Origin of the sequence: Kosakonia sp. 1610 (genome assembly GCF_050435845.1) — a bacterium.
Taxonomy (GTDB): Bacteria; Pseudomonadota; Gammaproteobacteria; order Enterobacterales; family Enterobacteriaceae; genus Kosakonia; species Kosakonia cowanii.
This window is the reverse complement of record NZ_JBNDKZ010000001.1, coordinates 617,611-630,113: the sequence shown is the minus strand read 5'-3', so window position 1 is coordinate 630,113 and position 12,503 is coordinate 617,611. Positions and strand designations below refer to the sequence as shown.

Below are 12,503 nucleotides of genomic sequence, written 5' to 3'. Positions count from 1 at the left end.
TAATCAAACCACTTCTGTCCTGCTTATGCACCTAAAATAAGCGCTTCACAGACCCGCTATCAGGCGGGTCTTTCTGAAAATAATCCTCAGCGTCGCTGACTTAAACACGCAGGTGCGCGAGAGATTTAATGGCTGCTATAACAGCCTGTCTATGAATGTCTGATTCCGGCACGAAGCTAACTGAGCTGAAGGTCCGCTTTGAGCGGGAAGCGGAGCCTGCCAACAACATTCCTTAAGAGTCAACGGGATATAGTTCAAATCGACTCATTATACAATCAAGCCAGCTAAGTGCTTGTAGGGTCCATTCAGTACCTCTAACCCCATATGTTTAGCTAATGCTATGGCTTCATCATATTCAGTTTGGCTAAGCTGTACATCATACTCACAAATATGTTCGCATAAGATTTCAAAGGCTAATGGTTCTTCGTTAAAGTTTATATAGTCTAAAGCACCTTCAAGTAAAAAAGGCTCCAGTCTGCCTTCAAGTGTCTTTCCAAACTCCCTAATTCGATTAGCAAACATTTTTAAAGTTCCTCAACTGACCTGCTCTCCACAAATTAACATATATCAATGTCCGCTCCTGGCACGGAGCGGACCAAAATCATGTTAATACCCTTTCCCGAGAACTTACTTCCCCACTATCTCCGTGCAAGAAGAAAAAGACTTTGCTACAGGCTGCTTACGGTCAGCATAGCTACATCAATATAATTAGCTTCACATCCCTTAGCTGAGCGCCAGCCATTCGTAATCGTGCCTACAAGACAGAATGAGCACGCAAGTTCAGGCTGCCGCCAGGCCTGTTTTACGTAACCGGCTAACGCTTAACACCACTGATGCCGCAGACGCGACGACAGCAATCCACAGAGCATAATGGACAGCCTGCAGTTCATTTATTGCCAGCATTACCCCCATGACAGCGGCGCCGAGACATTGACCGAACGTCCGCACGATAGACAATACGCCTGATGCGTAGCTGGCATAGTCGCGGGATACGTTAGAGAGCATCTCCCGGTTGTTAGGGCTCTGGAAACAACCAAATCCGATGCCGCACCACAGGCTACGTAAACAGATATCCCATGCCGCAGGGCTGGCGGGTAGCGTGGCCAGCAAAATCAACCCCACCACAAAAAGCGCTAACCCAGCGGTAGAAATCAGGGGCGCTGAAAATGTGTCGGCCCAACGACCCGCGTGAGGCGCTATCAACACAATGCCGATCGGCCATGGCGTAAAGAGTAACGCCGACATTACGGGGCTGTAGCCATATACGCTCTGAAACAGAAATGGCAGCGCAATAAAGGTAATGCCCTGGCTCACAAAACAGGCCAGCGAAGTTAAAGCCGCAAGGGTAAAGCGTCCATTTTTGAACATTACGGGTGGTAATAAAGGATGCTTTGTCCGGCGGATGTGCCAGATAAATGTGATGGCGCTGAGCATCGCGAGCAGACTCCAGCTGATAGCCGCGACGCTGATGTGATGGTCTGAGGAGAAGCTGTTTGCCGCCATCACCATTGAGCCTAAAAGTAGTGCAGACAGCACAGCGCCTGGCATATCGAACGGCATTCTGTCGGATGCCGGTTTTGGTGGCAGCGACCTGAAAACCAGCAGCAGGGAAACGGCGCCAGGGAGCACGTTTATGGCGAATAACCATTTCCAGCTCAGTATGCCCAGCACTGTGCCGCCAAGTACAGGCGCTATAGCCGAGCTTGAAGCAATAAGCAGAGCATGTAGCCCAAGAATGCGGCCAAGCAATCGCCCGGGGAAAACAGAACGCAGTATCGCCGGGGCAATGCTCAGGGTCGCTGCGCCGCCGATGCCCTGCATAATGCGCATTCCGATGAGCATCTCCGGCGTACTGGCCAGCGCGCAACCCAGTGAAGTGAGCGTAAAAACGGTAAGGCCTGAAAGAAACACGGGTCGGTAACCGACGCGTACTGCCAGCGCAGCGAAGATAGCCAACGTCATGGCGGCGGAGAGCAGGTAGCCGTTAGCGAACCAGACCGCGACATTCGCCGGTACCTGCATCGCTTTTGCCATGGATGGCAGCGCGATGTTAATCATTGTGCCGTCAAACACGCCCATCAACGTCGTGGTCATCACGGCGGCCATCACGCGTGCACGCTCTTGTCCCGGCAGGCCTTCATCGCCCGGCTGATTTGCAAATAACGTTGTCATCTTTAATGCCTGTGAAAGGAAGGATGCGAAAACTATAATCAGCAGCAAGTCGAGGCGGAAGACGCAGCATTTGCACTCTATAATTGCATTCGACGCCCTATCTGAATTCTCACCAGGAACTACTATGTCCGATCCTGATTTTAACTTGCTGGTCGCGCTCGACGTTTTGCTGGCAGAAGCCAGCGTTGCGGGGGCGGCTCGACGCTTAAACCTGAGTACCTCAGCGATGAGCCGCACGCTCAGCAGGCTACGTGAGGTGACGGGGGATCCCATTCTTGTGCGAGCAGGACGTAACATGGTGCTCACCCCCTGGGCTGAAGCAACCCGGGATCGTGCCAGAAGCGCGGTCTATGAGGCGAGAGCGGTACTTCAGCCCTCATCCGGGACGCTCAAGGTGGAAAACCTCGAACGGCTGTTCACCATCAGGGCCAATGATGGTTTTGTGGTGGCATTTGGCCCGCTGCTCATTGCCGCCGTGGCCGAAGCGGCCCCGGGGATTTGCATACGCTTTGCGCCGAAACCTGAAAAAACGTCTCGTTATCTTCGGGAGGGTTTGGTTGACCTGGAGATTGGTGTCCAGAGCAATATGGGGCCAGAAATTCGGGTGCAGAGACTCTTTCAGGATCGCTTTATTGGAGCGGTGCGCAAGGAGCATCCGCTGGCATCACTGCCGGAAATAAGCGTTGAAGATTATATTGCCTGGGGACATGTGGTGGCATCACCCGACGGAGTGCTACATGGTTTTGTCGATGATGCCCTGGCGGCGTTAGGCGTCACGCGCAAAGTGGTGAGCGTGGTTCCAGGCTTTCCGACCGCGTTATCCGTCGCCCTGGCCTCTGACCTTATCGCCATGGTTCCCGCGCTGTACTTGCGCAACCAACGAATGACAGACAATTTACATCTCTTTGAATTGCCATTCAAAACCCGCAACATTGTGGTGTCGCAGATGTGGCATCCAAGAATGGAAAAGGATCCCGGTCACCGCTGGCTTCGGGAGAAAATTTTAGAGGTGTGTCGGGAACGTTAACGTATTCCGTCCCATATCAACTAAGTAAATTGCACTGTTATCACGGAAGTTTTAGGCCACACGGGACTCTCTCCGGCGAGACTATGCGGCTGGGGTTTGCCAGAAGTAAAATCGAAAATATTAATCCCCTCCTTTCTGTCATTACAAAGGTAAGTAGATTTCCGGATGTTGCCATCATGCGTAAAGCATTCCGCCGCACTATGAGTCTCTTTGCCAGAGATATGAAAAGAGATGTGACAAATGAAGGCAGCTATCCAGATAGTTAATGAATCCTGGCAGTAGACGCTCCGGCTAAAATGGATACGGTTGAATGACATGTTCTCCTGCTATTAACCCAAAGTAACGCCAGCAATGACCACCTCTGGCACAGAGCGGAAATTGCTAATAACATTCCTTGAGAATCAACGGGTATAGGTCAAAGCGACTCATTATACAATCAAGCCAGCTTAGTGCTTGTAGGGTCCATCCAGTACCTCTAACCCCATATGTTCAGCTAGTGCTATGGCTTCATCATATTCATTTTGGCTAAGCTGTACATCATACTCACAAATATGTTCGCATAAGATTTCAAAGGCTAATGGTTCTTCGTTAAAGTTTATATAGTCCAAAGCACCTTCAAGCAAAAAAGGCTCTAATCTGCCTTCAAATGCCTTTCCAAACTCCCTTATTCGATTAGCTAACATTTTTTAAAATTCCTCAACTGACCTGCTCTCCATAAATTAACTTATATCAATGTCTGCTTCTCGCGCCAACCTGTCATTGGGCCATTACATAAAAGGCTATAACCTATAAAGCCCGCTTAGTAGAGCGGGCTTTTATTATCAGGCTGCACTTTTATATTCGGTAGCCTGCAGCAGCGTTTTACTCCCTTTCAGGGTAAAGAGGGAGGCGATGGTAAAGCTCAGCGTAATGCTGCCCAGAATGAGATAAGCCTGGTGGAAGCCGACGGTGTCATACATCCTTCCGACCCATACGGAGAGTACAACACCTGAAAGCTGCTTCGATAAGTTAAAACCAATCAGGAACAGCGTTGCTGATAGTTTCGGGTTAAAGGCAGATGATATGTATTTGAAGGTGCCCACCAGCAAGAACGGGAGTTCAAACATATGCAGCATTTTTAAGATCACCACTTCGATAGCTGAAGAGGCAAAAGAAGACCCCAGAATACGCGCTGACATAATAATGCCGGCAGTGATCAGAGCGTTTTTCGCGCCAATCCGGTTCACGATGGCAGGAGCAAAGAACATAATCAACGCGTTAAGTAATTCCCCTCCGGTGGTGACGAAGCCGAATACTTCTGTTCCACGCTGTGGACTGGAGAAAAAGCCTTTAAAGAAGTTGGCAAACTGTTGATCAAATACGTCATATACGCTGGCGACGCCAACTACGTAGACAATAAATCCCCAGAAGCGTGGCATGCGTAATAGTTCCGCGGCGGTGCGCATCGAGAAGGCCTTACGGTTGGCTCCCAGCGCGTCGATTACCAGCTCACTGTTGCTCCCTTCCGGGCGTGACATCCACAGCAGCACTCCCAGCACCAGCGCAAAACCTGAGGCAATCCAGAAGGTGATATTGGGATCGATGCCAAACAAAATACCGGTGATGGAGGCACACAGTGCCCAGCCAATACAGCCGGAAACGCGCACTTTTCCGTATTCAAAACGGTTCGCACGGCTGACGCGTTCAATATAGGCCTCTACCGCCCCGGAACCGCTGGAGAAAACCACCCCCAGATAAATACCGCCCGCTAGCGCACCGGCGAAAATATTCAGCTGCAATAACGGCGACAGCACAAAAATAAAGAACGGTGCAAACATGATCAGCAAGATCGTAATGGTCCACAGCAGGTGTTTGCGTAACCCCAGCTTGTCCGATATCAGGCCAAATACCGGCTGAAATATAATCGCGAACAGCGAGATTGAGGAGAAAACGATCCCCGTTTCTGTTTTGGTTAGATGATTAACTTCCGCCAGCCAGACCGGGAAAAAGGGAAAGTAGGCCGACATAATGAAGTAGTAGAAGAAAAAGAACAGCATAAAGTAGATGAAGTTATGCCGTTCTCTTGGCGCGAGTTCAGAGAGTTTCATTGTCTATATTCCATCCTGTGTACGCGTCATTATTAAAGCCGCTTTTTTGGTGGTTTCGCACTTTCACCCCGGTCAGAGCGTTATCGCCATCGAAGATAACCTGCTTCTGGCCATCAGCCCGCCAGTTTTCCTCGACGCTGAACGTCAGTGAGTCGCAGCCTGTCGGCTTTTGTCTGTCCTCTCGCGCCAGCAGGTCATGAAACAGGTTGCCCGGGGACGTCCGGGGATCGTGATATTGCATAGGTATATTCGCCTGATAAATGAGAATGTCGTTCGCTAGACAAGATGGGTGAGTTATCAGATATTTTGTTTAAAGCCACAATGCTGGCGAAAGTGAAACTCATACACGATCACGAAATAGCGCGGAAATGATGCTATTTTGTCGTGTTTAAGACATAAGATGTTAGCGAACGACATTGTTACAGACGTGTACAGGAGTGGTTTATGCAGCGCCGTACGGCAACGTTAGAAGATGTGGCTCGCAAGGCCGGAGTGTCGCAGCAGACGGTTTCGCGTGTACTGAATAAACCCGGGGTTGTGTCAGAACGCACCCGCGACAAGGTTATCAGCGCAATGCAGGCGTTGCTCTATGTTCCTAACCGTTCGGCGCAATTGTTGGCGGGGAAGTCTGCGCCGTCGATTGGTTTGATTACCGCGTCGTTGACCCTGCATGCGCCCTCACAAATCGCCGCGGCAATAAAAAGTCACGCCAGCGCACGCGAGCTGGAGGTCGCTATTGCGATGCCCGCAATCGTGGATTACACCTCGCTTCAGGCACGGCTAAATGAGTTTCGCGCACAGAATATCCGTGGAGCAATTATTAATCTGCCGCTGGAAGGCAGCGTTGCCGAAAAGCTGGTAAGTGAAAATCCCGATATTTGCTGTCTGTTTTTGGATATTTCGCCGGAGACCGATGTCTGCTGCGTGCGCTTTGACCATCTTGATGGTTGTAGCGCTTGCATCCGTCATCTCTGGGAGCTGGGGCACCGGGATTTCGGTCTGCTTGCCGGTCCTGAAAGTTCGGTTTCAGCACGCATGCGCTTGAGCAGCTGGCGTGAGACGTTGCATCGACTTGGGGTAAGTAATGCTGTGACGGTTTTTGGCGACTGGAGTGCGGCCAGCGGCTGGCACAATGCTTTCAAACTGTTACATCAGTACCCGAAGATAAGTGCCATCGTTGTGGCGAACGATCAGATGGCACTCGGCGTGTTGAGCGCCCTGGCGCAGCTCAATCGCAACGGCAGCCAGGCTGTCTCCGTCACGGGTTATGACGATACGGCAGATAGCCTTTACTTCCAGCCGCCGCTGACGACCGTGGCACAGGATTTCGATAAACTCGGTAAGCGGGCCGTGGAGTTGCTTATCCAATTCATGGCCGACCCGCAAATAAGGATCCGTGAGCTGCTGCCTACACGACTGGTTATTCGTCAGTCAACCTGGCCCATAGCCAGTCACCCCGGGGATGACAACGCGCAGCTGATTACTCAATTAAAAACACTGGTGAAAAAGCTGTAAGATCTACAGATTCTGTGCGTGGAATGCCCCATCTTATGAATCAATGTCCACTCCTGCACAGAGCGGACATTGAGTTCTTTGACCACATTTAAGACCTTGAGCACAGTCAAACCACTACGACTGGTTTCACCTGCCACAACGGCTATCACTCTGTCGACGTCAACGCGCCCTGCCGGGCGAGCGCAATCTTCTCTATCTCGCTCATGTGCGCACGTCCCCATGCGCACAGTGGGGCAAGACTATTGGCGAGGCTGACGCCGAATTCGGTAAGCGAGTATTCGACTTTGGGCGGAATAGTCTGGTAGTCGATGCGCTGAACCACGCCGTCGGCCTGCAACTCCTTCAACTGCTGAATAAGCATTTTGTCACTGACGCCAGCAACCGCGCGTTTCAGCTCACCATAGCGGCGGGTGTCATGCGCCAGATGGAACAGGATCAAAGGCTTCCACTTACCGCCGATTACAGCCAGCGCTGCATCCAGACCACATGTAAATGAGGGTGTCATCGGTTTTCCTCGGGTACTTACCAAAAGGTGCATACTATACCAAAAGTAATTTCCCGTCTAAAGTGCAGCTGTCGGCAAATCACTTAAGGAGACGCTTATGTCCAGACTCACAGGCAAGACAGCATTGATTACAGGTGGAAGCACGGGGATCGGCCTTGCAAGCGCCATACGCTTCGCAGCAGAAGGTGCACGCGTCTATATCGCAGGACGTCGCCAGGCCGAGATTGACAAGGCAATAGCCAAAATTGGTCATGGCGCGACGGGTATCCGTTGTGATGTCTCCAGCCTGGAGGATCTCGACCATCTTTACGCGCAGATCAAGAGCGAAGCAGGTCAGCTCGATATCCTGTTCGCAAACGCTGGCTTGGGAACGTTCGCTCCGCTGGGCGAGATCAGCGAAGCGGACTTCGACCACATGTTCGGCGTCAACGTCAAGGGGACGCTGTTTACGGTTCAGAAGGCGCTTCCGCTCATGCGCTCCGGCGGCTCGATCATCCTGACCGGGTCAACCACAGGTTCAATGGGAACGCCCGCTTTCAGCATCTACAGCGCGACGAAGGCGGCAATCAGAAACTTCGCCAGAAGCTGGGCCCTCGATATGAAGGGAACCGGTATTCGCATCAATGTGCTCTCACCCGGCGGTACGGAAACCCCAGGGTTGCTCGACCTGTTCGGGGCCAGTGGACAGTCGGAAGCGTTGCTCGCGGGCCTTGCCGCACAAACGCCGCTTGGCCGCATCGGTCGCCCGGAAGAGACGGCCGCCGTGGCCTTGTTCCTGGCAAGCGATGAGAGCAGCTTCATGACGGGCAGCGAAGTCTTCGTCGATGGCGGCATGGCACAAGTGTGAACAATTCAGGCGCTCTGATAAGTGCCGGGGTGCCTGTAAGCATAAATCGCTGGTATGGGTTTACGACAGAGAGGTGAAAGTGAGCCCGAGGTTGAACCAAAAAACGTGAACTTTTAGATTCGCATTTTTGTTAAAGGATTTTCTCATTGGGATCTGGATCGTTGAAAGCTATGCGGGTAAGTGCTTGAATAATGGCGGAGAGAGGGGGATTTGAACCCCCGGTAGAGTTGCCCCTACTCCGGTTTTCGAGACCGGTCCGTTCAGCCGCTCCGGCATCTCTCCGTTCAGATGGTTGCCATCATGCCAGGAATTTTGGCATTTTAACAGACCCAGTCCCGTTGATTTGGTTCAAGTGGCGAGTTTGCGAGCAAAACGATGATTAAGTGGCCCTGGAAAATCCGGGAGTCTGCCGATGAAGCAGATCTTCCCTGGCAAGATGCGTTAAAAGTCCCCGTGTTAGCGAATTTATCGCCCGACGAGCAAAACAGACTGGTTCAGCTGGCCGACCGTTTTTTGCAGCAAAAGCGCCTGGTGGCACTACAGGGATTCGATTTGGACGCGCTGAAAAGCGCGCGCATCAGCCTGCTGTTTTGCCTGCCGGTGCTGGAGCTGGGCCTCGAATGGCTGGATGGCTTTCACGAAGTGCTGATCTACCCTGCCCCTTTTATCGTCGATGATGAGTGGGAGGACGATTTCGGCCTTGTGCATAATCAGCGCATGGTCCACTCCGGGCAGAGCTGGCAGCAGGGCCCTATCGTGCTTAACTGGCTCGACATTCAGGACTCCTTCGATGCCTCCGGTTACAACCTGATTATTCATGAAGTGGCGCACAAGCTTGATATGCGCAACGGCGATCGCGCCAGCGGCATTCCGCTGATCCCGCTGCGCGATGTGGCGGGCTGGGAGCACGATCTGCGTGCCGCCATGGAGAATATTCAGGATGAGATCGATCTCGTCGGCGAAAGCGCTGCCAGCATTGATGCCTATGCCGCTACCGACCCCGCCGAGTGTTTCGCGGTGCTGTCGGAGTATTTCTTTAGCGCGCCAGAACTGTTTGCCCCGCGTTTCCCTGCCCTGTGGCAGCGCTTCTGCCACTTCTATCAGCAGGATCCTTTATGCCGCCTGCGCGATCAGCCAGGAAGCTACGGCGAAGAGACGAATCCAGTGCATTAATTACAGTCCTGGATGTTAATTAGCCAATTGAATCAGCACGTTAAATTTAGTGTTGACACTAAAGTACGGGGTCAGTAGTATTCGCCCCGTTCACACGATTCCTCTGTAGTTCAGTCGGTAGAACGGCGGACTGTTAATCCGTATGTCACTGGTTCGAGTCCAGTCAGAGGAGCCAAATTTAAGAAGCCCGCTTTTTAGCGGGCTTTTTGCTTTTTATTCTTTACCCTCCCCCAGCCAAACACGACTTATTAAGCCGCTGTGCCTCAAACGTTATAAATTTGTAACAAAAGTTTTTTAGACTGCTCTCCATTGCGATGCAAGCCTATGGAAATCACAGGAAAACGATATGAGCAGACCCCTTAAATCGGTGTTCAAGCAAGAGCACAGCGATGAGATCAGTAACCCAAGCCACAACGCCGCGTTTTCAGAGGTGGTCAGCGCGTTTATGTCACGCCGCCGCTTTCTGCAAATGGGGATGGTCGCCGGCGCTGCGGTCTCATTCCCCTCTTTACTGATGCCAGAAAACGCCTTCGCGGCGATGCCGAAACCGTCCGCCTTAGCGAAAGCGATGTCGCTCGGCTTTACCAGCATTCCCGTCTCGACCGCCGATAATGTCACGGTACCGGAAGGCTACATCGCCCGCCCCTTCTATCGCTGGGGCGATGCCGTGGGCTTAAAAGGCAATCTGCCGGAGTTTAAATTCGACGCCAGCAACACCACCGATGAGCAGGCGGCGCAGGCCGGTATGCACCATGACGGTATGGCGTGGTTTAGCCTGCCGCAGGGCGAAGAGAACCCGGCGCACGGTCTGCTGGCGCTCAACCATGAGTACATTGATAACGGCATGCTGTTCAAAGACGGGACCGCCAACTGGGATCTCGATAAGGCGCGTAAAGGGCAAAACGCCATGGGCGTGTCGGTTATCGAGGTGAAAAAAGCGGATGCGGGCTGGCAAGTCGTTCGCCCCTCAAGCTTTGCCCGCCGTATTACCGTTAATACGCCGATGCAGCTGAGCGGCCCGGCGCGCCACCAGCCGCTGATGAAAACCGCGGCCGATCCGCAGGGTGAACAGGTGCTGGGCACCATGCAAAACTGCGCCAATGGTCGTACTCCATGGGGCACCTATCTCACCTGCGAAGAGAACTGGTCAGATATTTTTGTCAAAAAAGCGCCGCTCAACGCGCTGGAGAAGCGCTACGGCATCAGCGACAGCGATGAGTCCTACCGCTGGAACGAAGTGGATGAGCGCTTTAGCGTCGACAAAACCCCCAACGAGCCAAACCGCTTTGGCTGGGTGGTGGAGATTGACCCTTACGATCCGAGCTCGACGCCGCGCAAACATACCGCATTAGGCCGCTTCAAGCATGAAGGTGCCGCCGTGACGCTGGCGGCGGATAACCGCGTGGTGGTCTATATGGGCGATGACCAGAAGTTTGAATACATCTATAAATTCATCTCTGAGAACAAATATGACCCGAGCGATCGCAAGGCGAATATGAATCTTCTGGAGTCCGGCACGCTCTACGTCGCCAAATTTAATGAAGATGGCTCCGGCGACTGGCTGCCGCTGATCTTTGGCGAAAACGGGCTTGATCAACGCAACGGCTTCGACAACCAGGGCGATCTGCTGATCAAAACCCGCCTTGCTGCCGATAAGGTCGGCGCAACCAAAATGGATCGCCCGGAGTGGATCGCGGTCGATACCCACGCGAAAGGCAGCGTCTACTGCACGCTGACCAACAACTCCGATCGCGGTAAAGAGGGCAAAGCGCCAGTGGATGCGGCCAACCCGCGCGCCAATAACCAGTTCGGCCATATCATGCACTGGCGCGAAGAGAACGCCGATCCGGCGTCAGCCAAATTTAAGTGGGATATCCTGGTGCTCGCCGGGCGCACGGACAGTGACGACCCGAAAGTGAAAGGCTCGATGAAAGGCGCGGAGTTTGGCAGCCCGGACGGCCTCTCCTTCGATCATCGTGGCGTACTCTGGATCCAGACCGATGTCTCCTCCAGCACCATCAATAAAAAAGCCTATGAAGGGATGGGCAATAACCAGATGGTGGCAACCATTCCGGGGAGCAATGATTATCGCCGCTTCCTGACCGGGCCGCGCGGGTGTGAAATTACCGGTATCGCCTTTACGCCGGACAACCGCACGCTGTTTATCAATATCCAGCACCCCGGTGAAGGCGGTGATGACATCACCGATCCCAATAATCCGCACGCCATCTCTAACTGGCCGGATTTCAAAGCCGATGGACGACCGCGCTCCTCTACGGTGGTAATCACCAAATCCGACGGCGGCATTATCGGTACCTGATACCGTTAAAGAAAAAGCCCGCATGATGTGCGGGCTTTTTGCGTTTATGAGCAGCGAAAATCGCGGATTATGCCGCGTTACTCGTTGCCCCACTCATTGAGGAAGTTTGCGATCTCATCAATGCGGCTCTCTTTGAGGCCGGCTTCGCGGGCCATCTCTTGCTGCGCCTCTTCGCTGATCTCTTCATTGTTGGACAAGCGGGTCAGCAGCAGCTGGAAGTAGTGCGCCACCGCGTCACGCTCGGACTCGCTCACCGGCGTCGCGGACTCCGTCGAATACTCATCGGCGATGTCATAAAACTTCAGCGGGATTTCGTGGTTCATAAGGGATCCTTAAAAGCAGCAGATAACGTCAAACTTTAAGCAGTTTCACCGTCGCGTCGATATCGATCTCATCTTCCGTAAAGATAAGCGTTGAGCCCTGGAAGGTGGTGATCGCCAGCTTTTTCAGCGTACGCATCTCCCCTGGCTTGATATCGGATTTTGGTCGGATGCTGCTCATCAGCACCCCGACCGAGAGCACCGGGCTCTCTTTATCGATACGGGTATCAGCAGGCACTTCTTCGTTGAAGACAACATAAGATTTGATCGAGGTGAGCTTCAGGCGCTCGCCAGCGATAAAAATATACTTGCTGTCCGGCACCACTTTTACCGCATAGGCCGAGAGGCCTTTATTGTTGGTGGTGGGTTCAAACGTCACCGCCGCATCTTTTTTAATCAGCTCTGGGTTGGCGACCTTGATCACATGGAAATAGCGGTTCTCACCGTTCTCATCTTTGATAAATCCAAAACCTTTCTCTTTAAACCAGGTTGTGATTTTTCCGTTCATCGCCTTACCGCCTGTTGACTCGTTGTTCT

14 protein-coding genes and 2 tRNA genes are annotated in these 12,503 nt (G+C 52.7%); 7 read left to right on the top strand and 9 right to left on the bottom strand.

Translation table 11 applies throughout. The annotated features are described in order from the left end of the window. Window positions 1-267 precede the first annotated feature (267 nt). Window positions 268-522, bottom strand: a complete 255-nt coding sequence (locus ABIC80_RS02935) for a MafI family immunity protein (protein ID WP_346438417.1) — start codon at window positions 520-522, stop codon at window positions 268-270. A 258-nt stretch (window positions 523-780) separates the two neighbouring features. Next, window positions 781-2,172 carry an MFS transporter gene (locus ABIC80_RS02930; protein WP_429175400.1) on the bottom strand — a complete coding sequence of 464 codons (1,392 nt, stop codon included), beginning with the start codon at window positions 2,170-2,172 and terminating at the stop codon, window positions 781-783. A gap of 124 nt (window positions 2,173-2,296) precedes the next feature. Between ABIC80_RS02930 and ABIC80_RS02925 the strand changes: the two genes are divergently transcribed. Beyond that, window positions 2,297-3,199, top strand: a complete 903-nt coding sequence (locus ABIC80_RS02925) for a LysR family transcriptional regulator (RefSeq protein WP_429175398.1) — start codon at window positions 2,297-2,299, stop codon at window positions 3,197-3,199. Between the two features lie 83 nt (window positions 3,200-3,282). Continuing rightward, window positions 3,283-3,465, top strand: a complete 183-nt coding sequence (locus tag ABIC80_RS02920; RefSeq protein WP_148285666.1) for a hypothetical protein — start codon at window positions 3,283-3,285, stop codon at window positions 3,463-3,465. 180 nt (window positions 3,466-3,645) lie between these two features. On the opposite strand, the gene ABIC80_RS02915 is transcribed toward ABIC80_RS02920, so the two are convergent. From ABIC80_RS02915 to ABIC80_RS02905, 3 genes are all read right to left on the bottom strand, one after another. Beyond that, on the bottom strand, window positions 3,646-3,882 hold the full coding sequence (locus ABIC80_RS02915; RefSeq protein WP_312605098.1) for a MafI family immunity protein: 237 nt from the start codon (window positions 3,880-3,882) through the stop codon (window positions 3,646-3,648). Between the two features lie 138 nt (window positions 3,883-4,020). After that, the gene (locus ABIC80_RS02910) at window positions 4,021-5,286 is read right to left on the bottom strand and encodes an MFS transporter (protein WP_124967928.1); all 1,266 of its coding nucleotides are present in this window, start codon (window positions 5,284-5,286) and stop codon (window positions 4,021-4,023) included. Next, window positions 5,273-5,527 (bottom strand): hypothetical protein, encoded by a 255-nt coding sequence (locus ABIC80_RS02905; protein WP_429175396.1) that lies wholly within the window; start codon window positions 5,525-5,527, stop codon window positions 5,273-5,275. The genes ABIC80_RS02910 and ABIC80_RS02905 overlap by 14 nt, the downstream gene beginning before the upstream one ends. 203 nt (window positions 5,528-5,730) lie before the next feature. On the opposite strand from ABIC80_RS02905, the gene ABIC80_RS02900 reads away from it, so the two are divergent. After that, window positions 5,731-6,801, top strand: a complete 1,071-nt coding sequence (locus ABIC80_RS02900) for a LacI family DNA-binding transcriptional regulator (RefSeq protein ID WP_429175394.1) — start codon at window positions 5,731-5,733, stop codon at window positions 6,799-6,801. A 145-nt stretch (window positions 6,802-6,946) separates the two neighbouring features. Here ABIC80_RS02900 and ABIC80_RS02895 read toward each other — a convergent pair whose 3' ends face one another. Further along, a complete protein-coding gene (locus ABIC80_RS02895) occupies window positions 6,947-7,306 on the bottom strand; it encodes a winged helix-turn-helix transcriptional regulator (protein WP_429175392.1) in 360 nt (119 codons plus the stop codon). Between the two features lie 97 nt (window positions 7,307-7,403). Between ABIC80_RS02895 and ABIC80_RS02890 the strand changes: the two genes are divergently transcribed. Beyond that, window positions 7,404-8,153, top strand: a complete 750-nt coding sequence (locus ABIC80_RS02890) for an SDR family NAD(P)-dependent oxidoreductase (RefSeq protein ID WP_429175389.1) — start codon at window positions 7,404-7,406, stop codon at window positions 8,151-8,153. 192 nt (window positions 8,154-8,345) lie between these two features. Here the strand turns inward: ABIC80_RS02890 and ABIC80_RS02885 are convergent. Then, window positions 8,346-8,435: transfer RNA gene (locus ABIC80_RS02885), tRNA-Ser, on the bottom strand. Between the two features lie 93 nt (window positions 8,436-8,528). Here ABIC80_RS02885 and mtfA point away from each other — a divergent pair. The 3 genes from mtfA to ABIC80_RS02870 all read left to right on the top strand — a co-directional run bounded on the left by mtfA (window position 8,529) and on the right by ABIC80_RS02870 (window position 11,646). Continuing rightward, on the top strand, window positions 8,529-9,326 hold the full coding sequence (gene mtfA, locus ABIC80_RS02880) for a DgsA anti-repressor MtfA (RefSeq protein ID WP_429175386.1): 798 nt from the start codon (window positions 8,529-8,531) through the stop codon (window positions 9,324-9,326). 99 nt (window positions 9,327-9,425) lie between these two features. After that, window positions 9,426-9,501 (top strand) — tRNA-Asn (locus ABIC80_RS02875). Window positions 9,502-9,672: 171 nt separating this feature from the next. Next, window positions 9,673-11,646 carry a PhoX family protein gene (locus ABIC80_RS02870; protein WP_429175383.1) on the top strand — a complete coding sequence of 658 codons (1,974 nt, stop codon included), beginning with the start codon at window positions 9,673-9,675 and terminating at the stop codon, window positions 11,644-11,646. Window positions 11,647-11,723: 77 nt separating this feature from the next. Here the strand turns inward: ABIC80_RS02870 and ABIC80_RS02865 are convergent, their stop codons facing one another. Together ABIC80_RS02865 and ABIC80_RS02860 are read right to left on the bottom strand one after the other, a co-directional pair. Then, window positions 11,724-11,969 carry a DUF2543 family protein gene (locus ABIC80_RS02865; protein ID WP_289745586.1) on the bottom strand — a complete coding sequence of 82 codons (246 nt, stop codon included), beginning with the start codon at window positions 11,967-11,969 and terminating at the stop codon, window positions 11,724-11,726. Window positions 11,970-11,997: 28 nt separating this feature from the next. After that, window positions 11,998-12,474 carry a cold-shock protein gene (locus tag ABIC80_RS02860; RefSeq protein ID WP_023479132.1) on the bottom strand — a complete coding sequence of 159 codons (477 nt, stop codon included), beginning with the start codon at window positions 12,472-12,474 and terminating at the stop codon, window positions 11,998-12,000. Window positions 12,475-12,503 lie beyond the last annotated feature (29 nt).